The organism is Rhodoferax sp., from assembly GCF_014859475.1.
Lineage (GTDB): Bacteria > Pseudomonadota > Gammaproteobacteria > Burkholderiales > Burkholderiaceae_C > Rhodoferax.
Map to the genome: position 1 here is coordinate 1 of NZ_JACUUE010000027.1, position 23994 is coordinate 23994.

Below are 23994 nucleotides of genomic sequence, written 5' to 3' on the forward strand. Positions count from 1 at the left end.
ACCAAAGACCAAGAACTTGACTTTGAGCGGTGTTTGGATTCACCAGGTTGGCACCACCAATGCGACTAGCGAGGCAGGTCCCTATGGGGGGCTGACGATTTCTGGTACCCCAGTATGAGGAAGCCGCCCATAGGGACCTGCCTCGCGGGTTTTGCAAAGGGACCTGCCAGGTGGTTTTTGCAAAGGGACCTGCCACGTGGGTTTTGCGTAGGGACCTGCCAAGCGGGTTTTGTAGTGAGCGCTTGTACTTTTTGAATTTACTGTGACTTTTTGAATTTTTGGAAACTGGTTTTCTATGACTGATCAACTCATTTTTGAACCCCCGGCGCCAGCCCCGCAACCTGAGGGTGACGACGCGCTGAACCTGGCCACCTATGCCCAGCAGGCCTACCTCGAATACGCCCTGAGCGTGGTCAAGGGGCGTGCCTTGCCAGACGTATGTGACGGCCAGAAACCCGTGCAGCGGCGCATCCTGTATGCGATGAGCCGCATGGGCCTGGGCTTTGGCGGCACCAATGGCAACACCGGCGCCAAACCGGTCAAGTGCGCGCGCGTGGTGGGTGACGTTCTGGGCCGTTACCACCCGCACGGCGACAGCGCGGCCTATGACGCGCTGGTGCGCATGGCGCAGGACTTCTCGCAACGCTATCCGCTCATTGACGGCCAGGGCAACTTTGGCAGTCGCGACGGCGACGGCGCTGCCGCCATGCGTTACACCGAGGCGCGACTGGCCAAAATCACCAGCTTATTGCTCGACGAAATCGACGAAGGCACGGTTGACTTTTCACCCAACTACGACGGCTCCACCGAAGAGCCCAACCAGTTGCCGGCGCGCCTGCCCTTTGCCCTGCTCAACGGCGCCAGTGGCATTGCCGTGGGCCTGGCCACCGAAATACCGAGCCACAACCTGCGTGAGGTGGCCGATGCCTGCGTGGCGCTGATCAAGACACCGAACCTCACCGACGACGAATTGTTTGCGCTGCTGCCCGGCCCCGACTTTCCCGGCGGCGGCCAGATCATCAGCAGCGCCACCGAGATTGCCGATGCCTATCGCAGCGGGCGCGGCTCCTTGAAATGCCGGGCGCGCTGGAAGATCGAAGAGCTGGCCCGCGGCCAGTGGCAACTGGTGGTGACCGAGCTGCCGCCCGGGGTCAGCACCCAGCGCGTGCTCGAAGAAATTGAAGAGCTGACCAACCCCAAGATCAAGGCCGGAAAAAAGGCGCTGAGCCTGGAGCAAAACCAGCTCAAGGCCACGGTGCTGTCGGTGCTCGACGGCGTGCGCGACGAGTCCAGCAAAGATGCCGCCGTGCGCCTGGTGTGTGAGCCCAAAACCAGCAAGATCGGCCAGCAGGAACTCATCAACACGCTGCTGGCGCACACCAGCCTGGAAACGTCCAGCCCGATCAACCTGACCATGATCGGGCTTGATGGCCGGCCCACGCTCAAGTCGCTGCGCCAGATGGTCACCGAGTGGATCGCGTTCAGGCAAACCACCATCGAGCGGCGCACGCGCCACCGGCTGGCCAAGGTGCTGGACCGCATCCACATCCTGGAGGGCAGGGCGCTGGTGCTGCTCAACATTGACGAGGTGATCGCCATCATCCGCCAGGCCGACGAACCCAAGGCTGCCCTGATCGCGCGCTTTAATTTGTCGGAGCGGCAGGCTGAAGATATTCTTGAAATCCGCTTGCGCCAGTTGGCGCGCTTAGAGGCCATCAAGATCGAACAGGAACTGGCCGGATTGCGCGACGAGCAGCACAAGCTGGAAGAAATTCTGGGCAACCCGGCGGCACTGCGCCGCCTGATGGTGAAAGAAATCGAGGCCGATGCCAAGACCTTTGCCGATGCCCGCCGCACGCTGATCCAGGCCGAGAAAAAAGTGGTGCTTGAAGTGAAAGTGGTCGATGAGCCCGTGACCGTGGTGGTCAGTCAAAAAGGCTGGGTGCGCACCCAAAAAGGCTGGGCGCGCGACCGGCTCAACGGTGCCGCCGCACCCGAGTACACGTTCAAGGCGGGCGACGCGCTGTATGGCACTTTTGAGTGCCGCACGGTGGACACCCTGCTGGTGTTCGGCTCGAACGGGCGCGTCTATTCGGTGGCCGTGGCGCTGTTGCCCGGCGGCCGTGGCGACGGCCAACCCATCACCAGTCTGATCGAGCTGGAGGCTGGCACGCAGTTGTTGTACTACTTTGCCGGGCCGGCGGAAGCGACGCTGTTGCTGAGCAGCTCAGGCGCTTACGGCTTTACCGCCACGGTGGCCAACATGGTCTCGCGCCAAAAAGCAGGCAAGGCCTTTGTTACCGTGAACGAGGGTGAAACCCTGTGCCAGCCATCCTTGGTGGCCAATGCCGCCACGGCCGTTGCACCCGCCACCCATGTGGCCTGCGCGTCAACGGGCGGGCGCATTCTGACTTTCGAGCTCAGCCAACTCAAGGCAATGGCCAACGGCGGCCGTGGCCTGATGCTGATTGACCTGGAAGACAAAGATGCGTTGGCGGGTGCGGCGGCTTACACCCGCAGTGTGCGCATCGAGGGCATTGGCCGCGGTGGCAAGGCGCGCGAGGAAACGCTGGAAATCCGCAGCCTCAACAACGCCCGGGCAGCGCGGGCGCGTAAGGGGAAAATGGCTGACCTGGGCTTCAAGCCGGTGTCGATCACGCGGGTGGAGTAGGGGCGGATTGCCCTGTGGCCTGCGCACGAACAGCGAGGAAGTCACCGCCGATGTGACATTCACGGTGCTCTGCCCATTCCCCTTTCAGACCGTGATCCAGCCATTCAGGGCCAAGCGGGGCGTCATTGGCAATGAGCCGCACCATCACCTCCTTGAGTCGCATCATGTCAAAACGTCCAGAGTGGGACGAGCGTTGCCAATCTTTCAAAAACGCCTTGGCATAGTCCGCGGCCCGCGGCAACACTGCGCGCCTACTGGCTGCTGTTTCTTTCAAGATCAGCAAACAGTTTGTCAGCCGACGCAAAGCGGGCGCGGCGCGTTGCCACCATGGCGCGCGATTCCTCCATGGCTGCGCGGGTTTCAGCGTTGGGTACCTTGAGTTCGAGTGGAAATGCCTGGTCGATCACCACACGACGCAAAAACAGGCGCACAGCATCCGATACCGACATGCCGCGCAAGATGAATCCATGTGCTGCGAAAAACCCATGTGCCGCGAAAAACCCTTGTGCGGCCGCGAATCCATGCGCGGCAAGCGGCAAAGTGGATGTCAAACTGGTAACGCGTCCAGCAGGCACGCAGCTGGCCAAGGGCAATTCGGCCGAGCTCATCGCCTTGGGCAAAAAGCTGTTTTCCGACACCACACTCAGCACCAACGGACTGTCGTGCAATTCCTGCCACTTCAACGGCAACGCCTACCTCGACACCTTTGCCAAGCCCTATCCTCACTTTGTGCAAATGGCCAATGACCGCGGCGGCATGAAGAAAATCGAACTCGACGAGATGGTGCAGTTCTGTCTGGTGGTGCCGATGGCCACCAGCCCTCTGGCCTGGGATTCGCGCGAACTCGCAGCCTTGACCGCCTACACCGCTGAAGTGCAAAAAACCTTCAAGCCCAAAGCCGGAGCCGCCGCTGCCAATCCGTGCGCTGCCAAAAATCCCTGCGCTGCCAGGAACCCCTGCGCTGCCAGGAACCCCTGCGCGGCTAAAAATCCCTGCGCTGCCAAGAAGTAGCCGCGGCAAGCGCCTGGCGCTGCCTGATCTGCAAAGCCTGACGCCCGACGAATATGCCTGACGGGATGTTGCCCGTGGCCTGTCTCGCAATGACGACGCGGTGCGCACACTGCAGGCCAGCGTTCCGACAGGCATCGAGGCACGGCTACGGCTCTTTGTGACCGAAAGCGCCGATAGCACGGCCAGCCTGCGCCACCGCACGGCCAGCGTGGTGTTTAGCCCTTGCAAATCAGACAAGCTTGATGGCATGGCGGCTGAGCTCGCCCCCATCCTTGGTCGTATCGTGCGCGCTGCGTCAAATTTCACAAGAATCCAAAAAAATCAAGCGCAGTGTAAGAAGCCCCTGGTGGCTGCGACTATGCAAGCAGCACGGCACACACAAGACGTTCCGAGCGAAACGGAGATCAATCTTTAACCACCACAACTCTGTAGAAGGACATCACCATGAAGAACCCCAAGCAAACCCAATCGACTGCTGGCCGCTACGCCTCTGCCGCCGGCCTGGCCCTGGCCATGAGCGCCGCGCTGACCATTGCCGCTGCCCCCATCGCAGCGCAAGCCGCTGAGACCGAAAAATGTTACGGCGTGGCCCTGAAGGGCAAGAACGACTGCAAGGCGGGCGCTGGCACCACCTGCGCCGGCACCTCCAAGGTTGACTATCAGGGCAATGCCTGGTCGATGGTGCCCAAGGGCAGCTGCCAGCAAACGGTGTCGAAGACCTCGCCCACCGGCTTTGGTCAGTTGAAAGAGTTCAAGGAAGTCAAGGCCTGATCCAGGCCTTTGGTATCGCGGAGCACCCGGCATAAGCACAATAACTGAATGCGATGTGCCTGACCGGGGCGCTTCTGCGCTGGCTTCATCCCTGCCGGCACGCGCCGGTGTGGGCTTGAAGTCTGAGTATTTTGAGGAAATTCTGGCCACATGGCCCGACATCGGCTTCTTCGAAGTCCATGCCGAAAACTACATGGTGGCCAGTGGGCCGTTTCACCATTACCTGACCGGCATCCGCGAGTGGCAATCACTGCCGTCAAGCTGTCAATGACTGGGAACTGCGCATAAGGAACCTTGCCAGTCGCAGTACTTCTTTTTTGCCTCAGGTGATCTTTTTCAGCAGCACCTGACTTTTGCGGTCCCAGTTGTACTTGCGCTTGCGGGCTTCGGGCAGCCAGTCGGCATCCACCTGGACAAAACCGCGCCGCAGGAACCAGTGCATGGTGCGCGTGCTCAGCACAAAAATGCTGTCCAGACCAGCCAGTTTGGCACGCTGCTCAATGCGCTTGAGCACGCGTTCGCCGTCGCCCTGGCCCTGTACCTGGGGCGACACGGTGAGTGCGGCCATTTCGCCAGTGCGGGCTTCCGGGTAAGCATACAGCGCGGCGCAGGCAAAAATCACGCCGTCGTGCTCGATCACGGTGTACAGGCCCACGTCACGCTCTATTTCGGTGCGGCTGCGTTTGACCAGCGAGCCATCTTTTTCGAACGGCTCGATCAGCTGCAAAATGCCGCCCACATCGTCCACCGTGGCTTCGCGCAGGCTTTCCAGCTTTTCATCGACCACCATGGTGCCAATGCCGTCGTGCACATAGACCTCCAGCAGGATGGAGCCATCGACTGCAAACGGAATGATGTGGCTGCGCTCGACGCCGCCCTTGCAAGCCTTGACGCAATGCTGCAAATAAAACGCCGTGTCGCTGGGCTTGTTGGCATCGGGCAAGTCGGCCAGCAGCTTTTCGGCGGCCGCTAGCGGCAGCTCGGTGTCGATCGGGTTTTCTTCGCTGATCGGTAGGTCCACGTTCGTGGCAATGCCGGGAATTTCGGTGACAAAAATGAGCTTGTCGGCCTGCAGCGCGGTGGCCACCGAGGTAGCCACTTCTTCCATGGTCAGGTTGAACGCCTCGCCGGTGGGCGAAAAACCGAATGGCGACATCAGCACCAGTGCACCCATGTCGAGCGAGCGCATGATGCCCGCAGTGTCGATCTTGCGCACCACGCCCGAGTGCTGAAAGTCCACGCCTTCCACAATGCCCACCGGGCGCGCGGTCAAAAAATTGCCCGAGATCACCCGCACCGTCGCACCTGCCATGGGGGTATTGGGCAGACCCTGGCTGAACGCGGCCTCGATCTCGTAGCGCAGCTGGCCGGCGGCTTCCTGGGCGCAGTCGAGCGCCACCTCGTCGGTGATGCGGATGCCCTGGAAATAGCGCGGCGTGTGGCCCTTGGCCTTGAGCTGCTCATTGACCTGCGGACGAAAGCCGTGCACCAGAACCACCTTGACGCCCATGCTCTGGATCAGCGCCAGGTCTTGCGCCAGGTTGGGCAACTTGCCCGCCGCAATCGCCTCGCCGCACACGCCCACCACAAAGGTCTGGTGCCGAAACTTGTGGATGTAAGGTGCCACCGAGCGGAACCAGGGCACAAAGGTGAAGTTAAAGATGGACGACATGTTGGCAGGCTGAAGTGAAAAGGGTTGGGATAATCACCGATTCTCTACGAAGTTATTGCCTTGACTGCTATCCCCCTGAAAATCGAGTTTCCCGAATCGCTGCCCGTCTCGGCCCGGCGCCAAGAGATCATGACCGCCATGGCTGCGCACCAGGTCATCATTGTCTGCGGCGAAACCGGCTCTGGCAAAACCACCCAGTTGCCCAAGATCGCCCTGGCGCTGGGGCGCGGCAAGCTCAATTACCCGCTGATCAACCCGGATGGCACGCGTGCGCCGCCGGGCAAGCTCATCGGCCACACCCAGCCGCGGCGCATTGCGGCCAGCAGCGTGGCCAAGCGCATTGCCGAAGAATTACACACCACACCGGGCGATGTGGTGGGCTACAAGGTGCGTTTTCAGGACCGGCTGGGCCGTGACGCGTCAGTCAAGCTCATGACCGACGGTATCTTGCTGGCCGAAACACAAACCGACCCCCTGCTCAAGGCGTACGACACGATCATCATCGACGAGGCGCATGAGCGCAGCTTGAACATCGACTTTTTGCTGGGTTATCTCAAGCAGATCCTGCCGCGCCGCCCTGATTTGAAAGTGGTGGTGACTTCGGCCACCATTGACGCCGAGCGTTTTGCCGGGCACTTTGCCAGTCGAAAAGGGCCGGCACCGATCATCATGGTCTCGGGGCGCATGTTCCCGGTCGAGCAGCGTTACCGGCCCTTTGAGGAGGCACGCGATTACGACTTGAATAACGCAATAGCCGATGCGGTCGATGAGCTCTGGCGTGACGCCCTCAACAGCGGCGACATCCTCGTATTCCTGCCGGGCGAGCGCGAAATTCGCGAAGCTGCCGACCACCTGCGCGGCCACCTGAGCCACCAGCCCGTCTTTCGCAATGCCGAGGTGTTGCCGCTGTTTGCCCGCCTGAGCCAGGCCGAGCAAGACCGCATTTTTGACAGCCACAGCGCTCGCCGCATTGTGCTGGCCACCAATGTGGCCGAGACCTCGCTCACCGTGCCGGGCATTCGTTATGTGATCGATGTGGGCACAGCCCGCATGAAGCGCTACAGCTTCAGAAGCAAGGTGGAGCAGCTGCTGGTCGAGCCGATCAGCCAGAGTTCGGCCAACCAGCGCGCCGGGCGCTGCGGTCGCGTGGCCAACGGCATTTGCATCCGGCTCTATGACGAGAAAGATTTCAACGGTCGCCCCAAATTCACCGACCCCGAAATTCTGCGCAGCTCGCTGGCGGGCGTGATCCTGCGCATGAAGTCGCTGCACTTGGGCGTGGTCGAAGATTTTCCGTTCATCGAGAAACCGTCCGGCCGCGCCATTGCCGACGGTTACCAACTGCTCAACGAACTCGGCGCTGTCGATGACGCCAACGAACTCACCGCCACCGGCCAGGAGCTGGCCAAGCTGCCACTCGATCCGCGCGTCGGTCGCATGATTCTGGAGGCGCGCTCGCGCGAGGCGCTCGACGAAGTGCTGATCATTGCCAGTGCCTTGAGCGTGCAGGACGTGCGCGACCGGCCCATGGAAGCACAGCAGCAAGCCGACCAGGCGCACGCCAAGTTCGACGACGAAAAAAGCGAATTCAGTGGCTACCTCAAGCTGTGGAAATGGCTGGACGCGGCCAAGGGCGGCCAGCAAATTAATGGGGGTCAGATTCCAATTAAATCGCCCGATAAGAAAAATAAAAATAATTGGAATCTGACCCCCATTAATTCACACAAATTGTCGAACCGTCAATACGAACAACTGCTGCGGCAAAATTTCATCAGCATGCGCCGGGTGCGCGAGTGGCGCGACATCCATTCGCAGTTGCATACCGTGGTGGCCGAGCACAAGTGGCGGCTGAACACGCTGCCGGCCAGTTACGAGCAATTGCATTTGTCGATGCTCGCCGGTCTGCTTGGCAACATTGGCTACAAGCTGGAAACCGAAGGCGCTGGCAGCGGCGGTGAATATTTGGGTGCGCGCGGCATCAAGTTTTACCCGCACCCCGGCGCCCATCTGGTCAAGAAGCCGGGGCGCTGGATTGTGGCCGCCGAGCTGGTCGAGACCACGCGCCTGTTTGGCCGTGGCATCGCGGCCATCGAGCCACAGTGGCTGGAGCAGGTGGGAGGCCATTTGCTGAAAAAACAGCTGCTCGACCCGCATTGGGAAAAGAAGACGGCCGAGGTCAACGCGCTGGAGCGCGCCACGCTCTATGGGCTTGTGGTGTACAGCGGCAGGCGGGTCAATTACGGCCGGGTGGACCTGGTCGGTGCGCGTGAAATTTTCATACGCGAGGCGCTGGTTAACGGCCAGTGGGACTGCAAGTGGCCGTTTTTGCGGGCCAACCAGAAACTCATCAAGCAAGTCGAAGACCTCGAGCACAAGGCGCGCCGGCAGGACGTGCTGATCGACGACGAACTGATCTACGCCTTTTACGACCAGCAGTTGCCCGCTGATGTTTGCAGCGGCTACAGTTTTGATGCCTGGTACCGCGACGCCTGCAAAAAGCCCGAGTACCTGATGCCGATGCCGGTGCGCGGTGCGGCGCCCGCCAGTAACAGCAAACTGCTGCTGCTCACGCGTGAAGAGCTCATGCGCCACGAGGCGGCGGGCATCACCACGCAGTCTTTCCCCAAAGTCATTCGGCTGGGCGGTGTCGATTGCGCCACCACCTATTTGCACGAACCCGGTGATGCCAAAGACGGCCTGACTGTGACCGTGCCCTTGTTTGTGCTGAACCAGGTCAACGAGGAGCGTTGTGAGTGGCTGGTTCCCGGCATGCTCAAGGACAAGATCCAGGCGTTGCTCAAGACCTTGCACCAGCGCCCGCGCTCAAGGCTCGTACCGCTGCCTGAGAGCGCGCGCAAGATGGCAGAGGCATTGAACGTGCCAGAAATTTTTGGCCATGGCTCCTTGCTCGACGCCGTGCTGAAACTGGTGCGCGCCGCCACCGCGGTCGATGTGGTGCGCGCCGACATCAAGCTTGACATGCTCAGCCCGCACTTTTTCATGAACTTCCGGGTGGTCGATGAACACGGCCGCCAGCTGGGCGCCGGGCGCAACCTGGGCGCCCTGAAAGCCGAACTGGGTGCCAAGGCGCGCGGCGCGTTCCAGGCGCTCGCCGGGCTCAAGCTGGGGCAGGGCGCTGGCAGTCCTGTCAGCGCTGGCTCCGGGCCCGTCATTGCGAGCCCCGGCACCGTCATTGCGAGCCCCGGCACCGTCATTGCGAGCGAAGCGCGGCAATCCACGACAGCCGCCGGCATGGATCGCCGCGGCCTGCGGCCTCGCGATGACGTGAGTCACAAGGCGGCAGTGGCCAGTCAGCGCTACACCGCATGGACCTTTGGCGAACTGCCCGAGCTGCTCGAAATTCAAAAGGGCGGCCAGACGCTGATTGGCTACCCGGCACTGATGGATACCGGAGATGCTGTGACCATCGAGGTCTTTGACGAGCCCGACGTGGCCGCCGCCAAACACCGTGCCGGCCTGCGCCGCCTGTTTGCCCTGCAGATCAGGGACGCGCTCAAATACCTTGAGAAGAACGTGCCCGACCTGCAAAAAATGGCGGTGACCTACATGCAGGTCGGCAAAAACCCAGACGGCAGCGGCACCGGCGGCACGCTCGAAGAGCTGCGCGAGCAGATCATCCAGGTGGCGCTTGACCGCGCTTTTTTACTCAACCCGCTGCCCACCGACGAATTTGCCTTCAAGAAACGCATCGACGAGGGCCGCGGCCGCCTGACCCTGATTGCCACCGAAGTGGCCCGCCTGGCCGCTGCCATCCTGGCCGAGTACGCGCTGGCCGCGCGCAAAATCAAGGACACCAAAAACGCGCCGCAGGCCACGCAGGATGCCGCCGGGCAGCTGGCGCGCCTGATGCCCAAGCGGTTTTTAAGTGTGACGCCCTGGGCCAACCTGCACCACTTCACCCGTTACCTCAAAGCCATCACCGCGCGGCTTGACAAATACCGCGCCGACCCGGCCCGCGACGCGGCGCGCCTGAAAGAATTGCAACCCCTGGAGCAGCGCTACACGCGCCTGCTGGCCGAACGCAAGGGCGTGGTCGATGAGCGCCTGCAGGAATTCCGCTGGCTGCTCGAAGAGCTGCGTGTGAGCTTTTTTGCCCAGGAGCTGCGCACGCCGCAGCCGGTGAGCGTCAAGCGCCTGGAAAAGGCCTGGGCGCAGCTGGTGTAAGCCAATCCGGCACAAGCCGTCAGGAAACCACGAAATCATCAAGTTCGCAGCTTGCTTGACCCGCTAACATGGTTTTATTTGGGAGTTTTTGCCATGTCAACCCCCACGCCTTCGCCGGACGCACCGCCCAAATGGCACAGCGTTGCCATCGAGGCGACCTTGCAGCGCCTTGATGTCGATCCCAAAGTTGGCCTGAGCAGTGACGAGGTCAGCCAGCGGCTGGCCAAATACGGCCCCAACAGCCTGCCGCAGTCCAAGCGGCGCGGACCCTGGCTGCGCTTTGTGCTGCAGTTTCACAATCCGTTGATCTATGTGCTGCTTGCCGCAGGTGTTGTCACCTTCGGCCTCAAGGATTACATCGATGCCGGCGTGATTGCCGGTGTCGTCATCATCAATGCGCTGATCGGTTTCATCCAGGAGGGCAAAGCCGAAAAGGCGCTCGACGCGGTGCGCGCCATGCTGGCCAGCCACGCCATCGTGGTGCGCGACGGCGAGCAGCTGGAAATCGAGGCGACTGAGCTGGTGCCGGGCGACGTGGTGCTGCTGGAGTCGGGTGTCAAGGTGCCAGCCGACCTGCGCTTGTTCCATGAGAAAAACCTGCGTGTCAATGAAGCTGCACTCACCGGCGAGTCGGTGCCGGTGGAAAAAAGCACCGAAACGGTGACCGGCAGCGCCGCCATTGGCGACCGCAGCTGCATGGCCTATTCGGGTACGGTGGTCAGTTACGGCCAGGCACGCGGCCTGGTGGTGGCTACCGGGTCGCAAAGCGAAATAGGCCGCATCAGCACGCTCGTGAGCGAGGTGCAGACGCTGGCGACACCGCTCACGCGCCGCCTGGAACAGTTTGCGCGCCAAATCACGCTGTTCATTCTGGGCGCGGGCCTGGTCACCTTTTTGTACGGCTTTTACCTGCGCGAGATGGCGTTGCTCGACATTTTTCTGGCGGTGGTCGGCCTCACCGTGGCTGCCATCCCTGAGGGGTTGCCCGCCATCGTGTCGATCGTGCTGGCCATCGGCACGCGCATCATGGCGCGCAACAAGGCCATCATCCGGCGCCTGCCGGCCGTGGAAACATTGGGCTCTGTCACGGTGATCTGTTCGGACAAGACCGGCACGCTCACCAAAAATGAGATGTCGGTGGTGCAGGTCATGCTTGGCGGCCACACGCTGCGGGTGAGCGGCACCGGCTACGCGCCCGAGGGCGGCTTTCACCAGGACGACAACGCCATCGAGGCGTCGCAAGATGAGGCCCTGCAAGCGCTGGCGCAGTGTGCCCTGCTGTGCAACAACGCCCAGCTCAAACACAAAGGGAGTAGCGGCTGGCACCTCAGCGGCGACCCCACCGAGGGCGCGTTGCTGACGCTGGCGCGCAAGGCCGGGCTGGACCCCGTCGAGGCCGCCACGGCGACCCCGCGCACCGATGAAATCCCGTTCGAGTCCGAGCACCGCTTCATGGCGACGCTGCACCACGACCACGCCGGCCATGGCTTTTTGCTGCTCAAGGGTGCGCCTGAACGCGTGCTCGAACTGTGCCGGCAGGACGCCAGCGGCCAGCCGCTGGACGTGGCCGCCTGGGAGGCGCGCATGGACGCTGCCGCGCGCGACGGCCAGCGCGTGCTGGCGCTGGCGCGCTGCGACATGCCCGCCAACACCACAGCGCTGTTGATGGCTGACATCACGCAGCGCTTTACCCTGCTCGGGCTGGTCGGCCTGATCGACCCGCCGCGCGAAGAAGCCATCGCCGCCGTGGCCGAATGCCAGCGCGCCGGCATCCGCGTCAAGATGATCACCGGCGATCATGCTGTGACGGCAGCCGCCATTGGCCGCCAGTTGGGCCTCAATGCAGAGCGCGCCGTGACCGGCGAAGCAATTGCCAAGCTCGACGACCTGGCGCTGCAGCGGGTGGCGCTGGAAACCGATGTATTCGCCCGCGCCAGCCCCGAGCACAAGCTGCGCCTGGTCGATGCCTTGCAGGCGCAGGGCGAGCTGGTCGCCATGACCGGCGACGGCGTCAACGACGCGCCCGCGCTCAAGACCTCCGACATCGGTGTGGCGATGGGCAAAAAGGGCACCGATGCCGCGCGCGAAGCCGCCGACCTGGTGCTCACCGACGACAACTTTGCCACCATCGCCCAGGCCGTGCGCGAGGGCCGGGTGGTTTTTGACAACATCAAGAAGTCGCTGCTGTTCATGCTGCCAACCAACGGCGGCGAGGCTGGGGTGATTTTGCTGGCGGTGTTTGGCGGCCTGGCGCTGCCGGTCACGGCCGGCCAGATTTTGTGGATCAACATGGTCACGGCCGTCACGCTGGCGCTGGCGCTGGCCTTTGAGCCGGCCGAGCCGGGTGTCATGGCGCGCGCGCCGCGCCGCCCGTCAGAGCCGCTGATCACCCCTGTGCTGGGCTTTCGGGTGGCCTACGTGAGCTTGCTCATGGTGGCCGTCACCTTTGGTGTTTTCGAGTGGGAGCTGGCGCGCGGGGGCAGCCTGGAGCTGGCACGCACGGCAGCGGTCAACATGCTGGTGGTGGGCGAGCTGGTCTATTTGTTCAATGTGCGGCACTTCACCAGCTCGGCTTTTGCGCGCGGCATTCTCACCGACAATCCGGTGGCCTTGTGGATGAGCGCCCTGTTGATCGGCTTGCAGTTGTTATTTACCTATGCGCCGCCTTTTCAGCACCTGTTTCAGACGGTGGCGCTTGATGCTGTTTCCTGGGCTGTCATTCTCGGCTTGGGCGGGCTTAAATTTTTGGCGGTCGAGGCTGAAAAGGCCGTCTTGCGAGGCATGAAGATCACTAACTTTTGAGAACTTTTGAATGAGCTTGTTGCAACGCCTGAAAACCCGCATACCCAGCCGTGAGCAAATCGCACGCAACCGCTGGCTGGGCTGGCTCGGGCCCTGGCTGCACAGCCCCAAGCTCTGGCACTGGTCGCGCCGCGGCGTGGCCATGGGTGTCGCGCTGGGGGTGTTTTTTGGGCTGCTGATTCCCATTGCCCAAATCCCGCTGTCGGTGGCTGGTGCCATCGTCATGCGCGCCAACATCCCGATCGCCGTGGCCAGCACGCTGGTCAGCAACCCGGTCACCTTCGGGCCGATTTATTACGGTGCTTACCGGCTCGGGGTTTGGGTCACGGGTAGCAAGGAGCGTCCCAAAACCATCGATCTGCACGACCCGCAGCTTGCGCTGGAGCATGAGGACACCCCTTTCTGGCAGCGCATCACCAACCTGGGCAAGCCGCTGCTGGTGGGCTTGTCGATCACGGCGGTCTTGATGGGGCTGCTCACCTACGGCATCATCTCGCTCATCTGGCGCTGGCGCACGCTGGCCAAACGGCGCGACAGAAGGCAACACAGCCGACCCTGAAGGCTCGCTCGATGAACAGCCCTTACCACGAATTTGCCCTGCTGCTTGCGCTGTCGGCGCTGGTGGGGGCGATTGCCGTGCGCTTGCGCCAACCCTTGCTGATGGCCTACATCATCGTTGGCATCCTGGTCGGGCCCTCGGTTTTCGGCTGGGTCGGCGCGCACGATCAGATCGACCTGCTGGCGCAGATCGGCATCACCGTGCTGCTCTTCGTGGTGGGGCTCAAGCTCGACCTGCGCCACGTGCGCCAGCTCGGCCCGGTAGCGCTGGCCACCGGCCTGGGGCAACTCGGCTTTACCATTTTGTTTGGTTTTTTCATCACGATGGCGCTGGGGCGTGGCTGGCTGGAGGCGCTTTACGTGGCGGTGGCGCTCACTTTTTCCAGCACCATCATCATCGTCAAGCTGCTGTCGGACAAGCGCGAGCTTGAATCGCTGCACGGCCGCATTGCGGTCGGTTTTTTGATTGTGCAGGACCTCGCTGTGGTAATCGCCATGATGGTCATGAGCGGGCTCGGCGGCATTGGCGGCGAGGCCGTCAGCGGCAGCACACTGGCCTTGAGCCTGCTGGCTCGCCTGGGTGGCGCGGCGCTGCTGCTTTACCTGCTGATGCGCTTTGTGTTGCCGCGCGTGGTGGACACGCTGGCGCGCTCGCAGGAACTGCTGCTGATCTTTGCCATCGCCTGGGGCACGGCGCTGGCCGCTCTGGGTGAATACGCCGGTTTCAGCAAGGAGGCGGGCGCCTTCATTGCCGGGTTTTCGCTGGCGTCCACCGCTTACCGCGAGGCCATCAACGCGCGGCTGGCCAGCATTCGCGACTTTTTGCTGCTGTTTTTCTTCATCGACCTGGGCGCCAAGCTCGACTTTTCCACGCTCGGCGCCGAGGTCGGCACGGCACTGGCGCTCGCCTTGTTCGTGCTGGTCGGCAACCCGCTCATCGTGATGGCCATCATGGGCTATATGGGCTACCGCAAGCGCACCAGCTTTTTGGCCGGGCTGACGGTGGCGCAGATTTCGGAGTTCTCCATCATCTTCGTCGCCATGGGCATCAGCCTGGGCCACATCAGCGCCAGCGCGCTGGGCTTGACCACGTTGGTCGGGCTCATCACCATTGCCCTGTCGTCGTACATGATTTTGTATTCGCACCGGCTCTATGGCTGGCTGGCGCCTTGGCTCGGCGTTTTTGAGCGCAGCACACCGTTTCGGGAGCTCGCCGTGGAAAACGCCCCCGGCCACACGCAGCGCCCCGACGTGCTGGTGTTCGGCCTGGGTCGCTACGGCAGCCGCCTGGCCCTGAAGCTGCAGGCGCAGGGCATGCGCGTGCTCGGTGTTGATTTCGACCCCGAGGTCATCAAGGCGCAACAGCACAGCGGCCTCGATGCCCGTTTTGGCGACTGCGAGGCCCCCGACTTTATTGAAAGCCTGCCGCTCGTTGGTGTGCCCTGGGTGGTCAGCAGCCTGCCAGATGTCGAGGCCAACCGCGCGCTGCTGCATGCCTTGGCCGAACACCATTACCGCGGCCACATGGCGGTGGTGGCGCGCCACGAATCCGATGTGGACGCGCTGTCTGCGCTGGGCTCGCTGGAGCTGATCTTGCCGTTTCACCAGGCTGCCGACTTTGCCGCGCTCGACATCGCCGCCCGCATTGCCGCAGCGGAAGTCAATCAACCGATCCAAGACAAGGAGTCATCATGAGCACCGTTTTTTCACCGCTTGCCGCCACCGATTTGTCGGCCCCCGCGCGCCACGCTGCCCAGCGCGCCGCCATGCTGGCACGCCAGAGCGGTGGCAAGCTGGCGCTGGTCCACGTGCTTGAGAAAAATGCGTTGCTTGAATTGCGGCACCTGTTTGCCCCGCACGCCGAGGTGCTTGAGCAGCGCATGCACGCGCAGGCCGGGCAGGCGCTGGCTGATTTGGCTGCCGAACTCGGGCGCGCCCACCCCGGCGCTGCCGAGCCGCTGCGCGTGGACTACCACCTGCATGAAGGCACGGTGCTGAGCAGCATTGCCGAGCAGGCCGAGGCACTAGGCTGCAATTTGGTGGTGGTGGGTGCGCATGGTGCAGGTTTCATGCACCATTGGCTGCTAGGCGCCACGGCCGAGCGCCTGCTGCGCAAGACGCTGCAACCGGTGCTGGTGGTCAAACAAGCGCCGCTGCTGGCCTACCGCAAGGTGCTGGTGCCGGTGGACTTTTCGCAATGGTCACTGCGCGCCATCGCGCTGGCGCGCAGCGTCGCGCCGCAGGCAGCGCTCGTGCTGCTGCACGCCTGCGAAATTCCTTTTGAGGGCAAGATGCGCTTTGCCGGTATCGAGGAAGAAACCATCCGGCAGCATCGTCTCAACATCAGGCGCGAGGCGCTGGCCCGGCTTGACGAACTGGCGCACGATGCCGGTCTGACACCGGCGCAGTGGCAGCCGCTGGTGGCCTTTGCCAATGCGCCGGACCTCATTCTGGAACAGGAAGAAGAGCTGGGTGCCGACCTGATCGTGCTGGGCAAGCACGGCAGCGGCATGACCGAGGAACTGCTGCTGGGCAGCGTCACCAAACACGTGCTGGGCCAAGCGCGCTCGGATGTGCTGGTGGTGCGCTAAAGCGCCAAAAGCCATGGCATTCACGCACCTGCCTTGATTATTCGCATGCCTTCGCGCGCTGGCGTGACTATTCTGGAGGCTCTCTTTACGGAATCTTCAACAAGGAATCGCCATGGCAACAAAACTCAAGGAATTTGCGACCACACTGGTCGCCGTGGTTGAGCCCGACACCTCGGCGCTGGTGGTGGCGCAGCTCATGCGCAAGCACCACATTGGCGCCCTGGTGGTGGTCGATGCCCTCGACAAAAACAAGCCGGTCGGCATTGTGACCGACCGCGACTTGGTGCTTGAACTCATGGCCGAAGGGCTGGACCCGGCGGTGTTCACGGCGGGCGACATCATGTCGGTCGATCTGATCAAGGCGCAGCCCGAGATGGACGCCATGGATGCCGTGCAGCTGATGAAAAAATACCGGCTGCGCCGTCTGGTGATTGTTGACAAGGCGGGCAACCTGGCTGGCATCGTGACGATTGAAGACGTGCTGGGCTTGCTGACGCGTGAGCTGGCCGACCTGTCTGTTGACCTGGGCAGCGCCAGAGACCGGGAGACGCGCGAACAGCTGATGAAACAGGCTGCCTGATTGCCTGCTGGCGCCATCTGAAACCAACCCCAGCGAGGCAGCGCATGAACCGACCCGGCATCATTCGCAAAGACGCCGCACAGCAGCGTCTGCGACCCAACTGGACCGACTACGCCGATGAGCGCAGCAGGTTCACTTGGGCGCAGGCGCGCCTGGCGCTGCAAGGCCTGCCCGGGGGCGGGCTCAACATGGGTTTCGAGGCGGTGGACCGTCATGCCGCCGGCACGCTGCGCTACCACGCGGCGCTGCGTTTTGTGTCGCGCGACGCGCCTGCGCTGGAGCTGAGTTACGCCGAACTGGCGCGGCAGACCAACCGCTTTGCCAATGTGCTGCAAAGCCTGGGTGTCGGCAAGGGCGACAGGCTGTTTCTGCTGGCCGGGCGCATCCCCGAGCTTTATGTGGCGCTGCTGGGCGCGCTGAAAAATGGCACCGTGGTCACGCCGCTGTTCTCGGCCTTCGGCCCGGAACCCATTGCCAAGCGCATCCAGCTCGGTGGTGGTCAGGTGCTGGTCACCACCGACGCGCTGTACCGGCGCAAGGTGCGCCAGCTGCGCGCGCAGATGCCCAGCCTGCGCCACGTGCTGCTGGTGGCTGAGGACGGCGGTAGCACCCATGAGCCCGACACGCTCGACCTGGCCACCCTGATGGCAGGGGCCTCAGACCACTTCGAGACCATCGCCACCAGCGCAGACGACCCCGCGCTGCTGCATTTCACCAGCGGCACCACCGGCACGCCCAAGGGCGCGCTGCATGTGCACGGCGCTGCCGTGGCCCATGGCGCCACCGCGCGCTACGCGCTCGACCTGCATCCGCACGACCGCTACTGGTGCACCGCCGACCCGGGCTGGGTCACCGGCACCAGCTACGGCATCATCGCGCCGCTGTTGCAGGGCGTGACCACGCTGGTGGACCGCGAAGAGTTCGACGCCGAGCGCTGGTACACGCTGCTGGCGCAGGAGCATGTGAGCGTGTGGTACACCGCGCCCACGGCGATCCGCATGCTCATGAAGGCCGGCCCCGAGCTGGCTAAGCGCCATTGCTTCCCCTGCCTGCGCTTTGTCGCCAGCGTGGGCGAGCCGCTCAACCCCGAGGCCGTCTGGTGGGGCCAGGAGGTGCTGGGTCTGCCGATCCACGACAACTGGTGGCAGACCGAGACCGGCGGCATCATGATTGCCAACACCCCGGCTTTTGACATCAAGCCCGGCTCCATGGGGCGGCCCTTGCCGGGCATTGACGCCTTCATCGTCGAACACCTGGAGGCCGAGGGCGAACCGCCCCGTGTGCGCGTCATCGACACGCCCGACGTCGAAGGTGAACTGGCGTTGCAGCGCGGCTGGCCGTCGATGTTTCGCGGCTACCTCAACAACGAGGCGCGTTATGCCAAATGCTTTGCCGGCGAGCTGTACCTCACGGGCGACCTGGCACGGCGCGATGCCGACGGCTATTTCTGGTTTGTCGGCCGCGCCGACGACGTCATCAAATCCGCCGGTCACCTGATCGGCCCGTTCGAGGTCGAAAGCGTGCTGATGGAACACCCGGCGGTAGCCGAGGCCGGTGTCATCGGCAAGCCCGACCCGATGGTCGGCGAGGTGGTGAAGGCCTTTGTCTCGCTAAGGAACGGCTTTGAGCCGGGTGAGCCGCTGCGCCTTGACATCTCGGCCCATGCGCGCCGACGCTTGGGCGCGGCCGTGGCGCCCAAGGAGATTGCCTTTTTGCCGGTGCTGCCGCGCACCCGCAGCGGCAAGATCATGCGCCGCCTGCTCAAGGCGCGCGAACTCGGCCTGCCCGAGGGCGACACGTCAACATTGGAGTCCGGCGCATGAGCAAGATGAAAGTGCCAAAGCCCCCCAGTGGCCCGGTGCCATGGGACAAGCCGTTGGCGCATGCCATGCTGGCCGACATGTTGCGCATCCGGCGCATGGAAGAGCGCGCGGCACAACTCTATGGCGAGCAAAAGATTCGCGGCTTCCTGCACCTCTACATCGGCGAGGAAGCCGTGGCCACCGGCGTGCTGCGCGCCCTCACGCCTGCCGACAACGTGGTCGCCACCTACCGCGAGCACGGCCACGCGCTGTTGCGCGGCATCAGCATGAACGCCATCATGGCCGAGATGTTTGGCAAGCAGGATGGTTGTTCGCGCGGGCGCGGTGGCTCGATGCACCTGTTCGACCGCGCCAGCCGCTTTTATGGCGGCCAGGCCATTGTCGGTGGCGGTCTGCCGCTGGCGGTCGGTCTTGCCCTGGCCGACAAACTCAGCGGCCGCAATGCCTTGAGTGCCTGCTTCTTTGGCGAGGGCGCGGTGGCCGAGGGCGCTTTTCACGAGGCCATGAACCTGGCCGCGCTGTGGCAGTTGCCGGTGCTTTTTTGCTGCGAAAACAATTTGTACGCCATGGGCACGGCACTCGGGCGCTCCGAGTCGCAGACCGACCTGTGCGCCAAGGCGGCGTCTTACGGCACCACCACGGTGAGCGTCGATGGCATGGACGTGGTGGCTGTGCATGAGACCGCGCTGCGCGCCGCAGACCAGGTGCGCCAGCACGGCCGCCCGGTGTTTCTGGAACTGCGCACCTTTCGCTACCGCGCGCACTCGATGTTCGACCCCGAGCTGTACCGGGCCAAGGAGGAAGTCGATGCCTGGAAAACGCGCGGCCCGATCCACACGTTTACGGCTCGCCTGAAAGCGCAGGGCGGCCTGAGCGAAGACGAATTCCTGGCGCTCGATGCGGCCGCCCAGGCCGAGGTCGAGGCGGCGCTGGCTTTTGCCGAGGGCTCCGACTGGGAGCCGGTGCAAGACTTGCTGCGCGATGTGCATACCGCGCAAGGAACCGCGTGATGGCCAGGCGCATCAGTTACCGCGAAGCCCTGCGCGAGGCGCTGCGCGAAGCCCTGCAAGCCGACCCGCGCGTGTTCCTGATGGGCGAGGACGTGGGCTGCTACGGCGGCACCTATGCGGTGTCCAAAGGCCTGCTCGAAGAGTTCGGCCCCGAGCGCATCCGCGACACGCCGCTGTCGGAGCTCGGCTTTGTCGGCGCCGGCATTGGCGCCGCGCTGGGCGGCATGCGCCCGATTGTCGAGGTCATGACGGTCAACTTCAGCCTGCTCGCGCTCGACCCCATCGTCAACAGCGCGGCCATGCTGCACCACATGTCGGGCGGCCAGTTTTCGGTGCCGCTGGTGATCCGCATGGCCACCGGCGCCGGGCGCCAGGTGGCCGCCCAGCACTCGAACAGTTTCGAGGGCTGGTACGCCCATGTGCCGGGCCTGCGCGTGTTGGCCCCGGCCACCGTGGAAGACGCGCGCGGCATGCTCCGGGCCGCGCTGGCCGACCCCGACCCGGTGCTGATCTTCGAGCACGCCGGGCTTTACAACACAGAGGGCGAACTGCCCGACCAAAGCGAGCTCCCCAGCGCTGGTCTGGCATCGCAAGCTGGCATCGACCCCGACCCCGTCACCGCGAGCGAAGCACGGCAATCCCCCGTCACTGCGAGCGCAGCGCGGCAGTCCATGCCGTCGGCAGACATGGATTGCGTCACTGCGTTCGCAATGACGCACTCTTCTTATGGCGATGTCGATATTTGCTGCGCGCGGGTGCGCCGCACGGGAAGTGACGTGAGCCTGATCACCCATGGCGGCAGCCTGCCCAAGGCCTTGCAGGCGGCAGAACAATTGGCGGCGCAAGGCATTGCGGCCGAAGTGATTGACCTGCGGGTGCTGCGCCCGCTCGACGACGCCACGGTGATGGCGTCGGTGCGCAAATGCCGCCGCGCGGTGCTGGTCGATGAAGGCTGGCGCTCCGGCAGTCTGGCCGCCGAGGTGATGGCGCGCATTTGCGAGCAGGCTTTTTTTGATCTGGATGCGCCGCTGGCACGCGTCTGCAGCGAGGAGGTGCCGATTCCGTACCCGCGGCACCTCGAAGAAGCCGCGCTGCCGCAGGTGGACAAAATTGTGGCGGCGGTGCAGGCGCTGATGGGCTTGCAGGCATGATCGAATTCAAACTGCCCTCGCTCGGTGCCGACATGGACGAAGGCACGCTGCTGGCTTGGCACGTCAAACCTGGCGACGCGGTCAGGCGCGGCCAGGTGGTGGCCGTGGTGGACACCTCCAAGGCGGCGGTGGATGTTGAAATCTGGCATGACGGCGTGGTGCATGAACTGCGGGTGCAAGTAGGCGAAAAAGTGCCGGTGGACACGGTGCTGGCGACGCTGCTGGAGGCGGGCGAGGTGGCCCCGACAGGCCTTGCGCCAGAGCAGCCTTTCCATGAAAAGCCCCGTCGTCGCGAGCCTGTCGAATCCGGCACGGTCCCGCACACCGAACTTGAACCAGCAAGCCGTCACTGCGAGCGTAGCGCGGCAGTCCATGCATCCGGAAGTCCTGGATTGCTTCACTTCGTTCGCAATGACGAAGTGTCTGTTCAGGGTCCGTGTGCGGTATCGGCTCCGATGCCGGGCGCTCGCGGCGCGCCAAGTCGCCAACCGGTGTCGCCCTTGGCGCGCCGGCGCGCGAAAGAACTCGGCATCGACCCCGACACCTTGGTGGGCACGGGTGCGCAGGGTTCGGTCACGCTGGCCGACATCGAGGCGGCGCACGCGGCCGCGCTATCGAGTCAGGCAGCACCAGCGCCGACACAAGTCCACCCCAAACAAGCGCCAGTGCCAGCACAAGGGCGCGCGGAACAGGCCATGGCCGCCAAACAAGCCATTGCGGAACAAACGCATGCGCCAGCCAAGTCTGCCGCAGCAGCTGATCGCCAGCAAGAAATGCGCAAGGCGATTGCCGCTGCCATGAGCCGCTCCAAGCGCGAAATTCCGCACTACTATCTGCTTGAGACCATTCCCATGCAAGCGGCGCTCGACTGGCTGCAGCAGCGCAATGCGGGCCTGCCGATTACCGAGCGCATCCTCACCGCCGCGCTGCTGCTCAAGGCGGTGGCGCTCGCATTAAAACGCGTGCCCGAGCTCAACGGCTTTTACCGCGACGGCCGCTTCGAGCCCAGCGTGGCCGTGCACACCGGCGTGGCGATTTCGCTGCGCGGTGGCGGGCTGGTGGCGCCGGCGCTGCACGATGTGGCAGGCAAACCGCTGGCGCAACTCATGCGCGAGCTCGCCGACCTGGTCAAGCGCGCTCGTGGTGGTTCGCTGCGCAGCTCCGAGATGACCGACCCCACGCTCACCATCACCAACCTGGGTGAGCAAAGCGTGCAGTCGGTGTTTGGTGTGATCTATCCGCCGCAGGTTGCGCTGGTGGGCTTTGGCAGCATCGAGGTACGGCCCTGGGTGCAAGACGGCAAACTGTGCGCGCAGCCGCTGCTGTGCGCCACGCTGGCCGCTGACCACCGCGCCTCCGACGGTCACCGCGGCGCGCTGTTTCTGGCCGAGTTGCGCGAGCTGTTGCAGCAGCCGCAAACGCTGGCGGGTGATGTGCCATGAAGCGCCGGTCGCAGACGTTCTTCGCGGCGAGGGCGCCGCTCCTACAAAGCCCCGAAGCGTGGTTCGTGTCCCACTGTACGAGCGGCGCCCTCGCCGCGAATGTCTTTTGGAGCATCACCTTATGAGCACTGATCGTGAAACACTTGCCACCGCTGTCATGACCCTGCTGCGCGCCATTGCGCCGGAACTGGAGCCCGACACGCTCGATTTTGCGCGGCCGCTGCGCAGCCAGGTCGATCTTGACTCGATGGACTGGCTGAATTTTCTGGTCAGCGTCAGCGAACGCTTCGGGGTGGCGATCCCCGAAGCAGATTACGCCCGGCTGGTGACGTTCAACGACGTGCTCGACTACCTGTTGCCCTCAGCGGTCGGCAACAGCGGGTAGGGCGCCTTGCGCCCGACCGTTTGCGACAGCAAAACCTGTTGTTCGCTGCCCAGCCCCATCGCCTTGGCCAGCGCGTCGCGATCGAGCCAGGCCCGAATGACGGTGGCCAGGTCTTCCGACGCGCAATAAAGGTACACGTTTTGCGCCATGGCGCCAGCGCAGGTGTAGGCGTAGGCCATGCGCTGTGCTACCGGCACCAGCTTCATGCGCGAAAAATCGGCCACCATGATCAGGTCCAGCGGGGCGTTGTCCACAAAGTCCTGATAGCCGGTGATGCGGCGCACATCGGTGGCGCGCACCAAGTGCAGCGCATGGCCCAGCGCCGCGTAGCGGTACAGGCCGTTGGGCAGCGCCACATACACATCCACCTCCTGCGCGTTGAGCGCGCTCGGTGCGGTGCGCCCACCCAGCGCCGGGCGGTTCAGCCCCGCGGCAGCCCACAACAGGTTGGACAGCATTTGCTGTGGCAGCGGCTCGGGTGCGAATTCGCGCTGCGACTGGCGCTGCGCCAGCGCTTGCATCAGCGGCATGCCGCCGCTCATGTTGGCTGCCGGCAGCACGATGGTGTCGGCCGCGTCACCCTGGGCGGGCTCGGGCTTGAGTTGCCCGAGCAGACCCAGGGCCATCTTGGTCAGGGTATTCATGGTTGAGGTGGGCGCGGCCGCCTTATTGAATGGTCAATTTTTTGGAAGCTGTGCCGACCTTCTTGGGCAGGTCAAGGCTCAACACCCCGTTGTCATATTTGGCCACTGCCTTGGCGTCGTCCACCTCCTGCGACAGCGTGAAGACGCGCGACACCGTGCCGTAGTAGCGCTCGCTGCGCACCAGCTTGCCCTTTTCCTTGACGTCTTTTTCCCGCCGCGCCTCGGCATCGATCTGCACCCGGTTGCCGTCGATGCGCACATTGATGTCTTCTTTTTTGACACCCGGCAGGTCGGCCTGGACCTTGAAGGCATCATCCTTTTCGACCACGTCGAGCCGGATGTCGAGCTCGTCGCCGCCGTTGGCCACGCGCATGGGGGCCAGGAAGCCGCGAAACACGGTCTCGAACGGGTCTTTCATGGCAGTGTCAAGCAAACTCAGGTTGTTCATGATTTTTCTCCATTGGATAGGTTGAAATTCGCTGAACCATGACGCTGTGTCAAAGCAGCGCCTGAAGAATAAGATTAGCCTTTACCGCAAAAATGACAATTCTCAATCGTGACGCATACAGCGCGAAGATTTTGGTAAATCGAGGGGTTTACCTCTTTCAAGCGAGCAGCTGAACGTGTCAGAATTCTTTCCACAACGTGCCGGAGGTTCATATGAACATCAATCGCCATCACACCAGTCCTTGCTTGGG

General features: G+C 63.4%; 20 protein-coding genes. 15 read left to right on the plus strand and 5 right to left on the minus strand.

Translation table 11 applies throughout. The annotated features are described in order from the left end of the window. Positions 1-295 precede the first annotated feature (295 nt). Positions 296-2671 (plus strand): DNA topoisomerase IV subunit A, encoded by a 2376-nt coding sequence (gene parC, locus IBX54_RS04410; protein WP_296541451.1) that lies wholly within the window; start codon positions 296-298, stop codon positions 2669-2671. Here the strand turns inward: parC and IBX54_RS04415 are convergent. Both IBX54_RS04415 and IBX54_RS04420 read right to left on the minus strand, forming a co-directional pair. Next, entirely contained in the window at positions 2655-2915 is a 261-nt protein-coding gene (locus IBX54_RS04415) for a type II toxin-antitoxin system YafQ family toxin (RefSeq protein WP_296541469.1), read from the minus strand. The genes parC and IBX54_RS04415 overlap by 17 nt on opposite strands. Positions 2916-2922: 7 nt before the next feature. After that, positions 2923-3120 (minus strand): type II toxin-antitoxin system RelB/DinJ family antitoxin, encoded by a 198-nt coding sequence (locus IBX54_RS04420; protein WP_296541470.1) that lies wholly within the window; start codon positions 3118-3120, stop codon positions 2923-2925. 91 nt (positions 3121-3211) lie between these two features. On the opposite strand from IBX54_RS04420, the gene IBX54_RS04425 reads away from it, so the two are divergent. The 3 genes from IBX54_RS04425 (at position 3212) to IBX54_RS04435 (ending at position 4724) form a co-directional block, all read left to right on the plus strand. Further along, positions 3212-3682, plus strand: a complete 471-nt coding sequence (locus tag IBX54_RS04425) for a cytochrome c peroxidase (RefSeq protein ID WP_296541452.1) — start codon at positions 3212-3214, stop codon at positions 3680-3682. Between the two features lie 444 nt (positions 3683-4126). Continuing rightward, positions 4127-4453 (plus strand): DUF2282 domain-containing protein, encoded by a 327-nt coding sequence (locus tag IBX54_RS04430; protein ID WP_296541453.1) that lies wholly within the window; start codon positions 4127-4129, stop codon positions 4451-4453. Between the two features lie 55 nt (positions 4454-4508). Continuing rightward, complete coding sequence (locus IBX54_RS04435; RefSeq protein WP_296541454.1) at positions 4509-4724, plus strand: DUF692 family multinuclear iron-containing protein; 216 nt, start codon at positions 4509-4511, stop codon at positions 4722-4724. Between the two features lie 51 nt (positions 4725-4775). Here the strand turns inward: IBX54_RS04435 and argA are convergent, their stop codons facing one another. After that, complete coding sequence (gene argA, locus IBX54_RS04440; protein ID WP_296541455.1) at positions 4776-6125, minus strand: amino-acid N-acetyltransferase; 1350 nt, start codon at positions 6123-6125, stop codon at positions 4776-4778. 60 nt (positions 6126-6185) lie between these two features. On the opposite strand from argA, the gene hrpA reads away from it, so the two are divergent. The 11 genes from hrpA to IBX54_RS04495 all read left to right on the plus strand — a co-directional run bounded on the left by hrpA (position 6186) and on the right by IBX54_RS04495 (position 22652). Next, entirely contained in the window at positions 6186-10310 is a 4125-nt protein-coding gene (hrpA, locus tag IBX54_RS04445; RefSeq protein WP_296541456.1) for an ATP-dependent RNA helicase HrpA, read from the plus strand. A 93-nt stretch (positions 10311-10403) separates the two neighbouring features. Further along, on the plus strand, positions 10404-13112 hold the full coding sequence (locus IBX54_RS04450; RefSeq protein WP_296541457.1) for a cation-transporting P-type ATPase: 2709 nt from the start codon (positions 10404-10406) through the stop codon (positions 13110-13112). 10 nt (positions 13113-13122) lie between these two features. Then, positions 13123-13671, plus strand: a complete 549-nt coding sequence (locus tag IBX54_RS04455; protein ID WP_296541458.1) for a DUF2062 domain-containing protein — start codon at positions 13123-13125, stop codon at positions 13669-13671. An 11-nt stretch (positions 13672-13682) separates the two neighbouring features. Beyond that, positions 13683-15365 (plus strand): cation:proton antiporter, encoded by a 1683-nt coding sequence (locus IBX54_RS04460; protein WP_296541459.1) that lies wholly within the window; start codon positions 13683-13685, stop codon positions 15363-15365. After that, positions 15362-16261, plus strand: a complete 900-nt coding sequence (locus IBX54_RS04465; protein ID WP_296541460.1) for a universal stress protein — start codon at positions 15362-15364, stop codon at positions 16259-16261. Before IBX54_RS04460 ends, IBX54_RS04465 begins: the two co-directional genes overlap by 4 nt. A gap of 112 nt (positions 16262-16373) precedes the next feature. Next, positions 16374-16841: a CBS domain-containing protein gene (locus tag IBX54_RS04470; protein ID WP_296541461.1), complete on the plus strand. Its 468-nt coding sequence runs from the start codon at positions 16374-16376 to the stop codon at positions 16839-16841. 44 nt (positions 16842-16885) lie between these two features. After that, a complete protein-coding gene (gene acsA / locus IBX54_RS04475) occupies positions 16886-18664 on the plus strand; it encodes an acetate--CoA ligase (RefSeq protein ID WP_296541462.1) in 1779 nt (592 codons plus the stop codon). After that, positions 18661-19674 carry a pyruvate dehydrogenase (acetyl-transferring) E1 component subunit alpha gene (gene pdhA, locus IBX54_RS04480; RefSeq protein WP_296541463.1) on the plus strand — a complete coding sequence of 338 codons (1014 nt, stop codon included), beginning with the start codon at positions 18661-18663 and terminating at the stop codon, positions 19672-19674. Before acsA ends, pdhA begins: the two co-directional genes overlap by 4 nt. After that, the gene (locus tag IBX54_RS04485; protein ID WP_296541464.1) at positions 19674-20825 is read left to right on the plus strand and encodes a transketolase C-terminal domain-containing protein; all 1152 of its coding nucleotides are present in this window, start codon (positions 19674-19676) and stop codon (positions 20823-20825) included. Before pdhA ends, IBX54_RS04485 begins: the two co-directional genes overlap by 1 nt. Further along, a complete protein-coding gene (locus tag IBX54_RS04490; RefSeq protein ID WP_296541465.1) occupies positions 20822-22267 on the plus strand; it encodes a dihydrolipoamide acetyltransferase family protein in 1446 nt (481 codons plus the stop codon). Before IBX54_RS04485 ends, IBX54_RS04490 begins: the two co-directional genes overlap by 4 nt. 121 nt (positions 22268-22388) lie before the next feature. Next, positions 22389-22652: an acyl carrier protein gene (locus IBX54_RS04495; protein ID WP_296541466.1), complete on the plus strand. Its 264-nt coding sequence runs from the start codon at positions 22389-22391 to the stop codon at positions 22650-22652. Here the strand turns inward: IBX54_RS04495 and IBX54_RS04500 are convergent. Beyond that, the gene (locus IBX54_RS04500) at positions 22616-23296 is read right to left on the minus strand and encodes a SagB/ThcOx family dehydrogenase (RefSeq protein WP_296541467.1); all 681 of its coding nucleotides are present in this window, start codon (positions 23294-23296) and stop codon (positions 22616-22618) included. The two genes, IBX54_RS04495 and IBX54_RS04500, sit on opposite strands and share 37 nt — an antisense overlap. 22 nt (positions 23297-23318) lie before the next feature. Further along, positions 23319-23744 (minus strand): Hsp20/alpha crystallin family protein, encoded by a 426-nt coding sequence (locus IBX54_RS04505; protein ID WP_296541468.1) that lies wholly within the window; start codon positions 23742-23744, stop codon positions 23319-23321. Positions 23745-23994 lie beyond the last annotated feature (250 nt).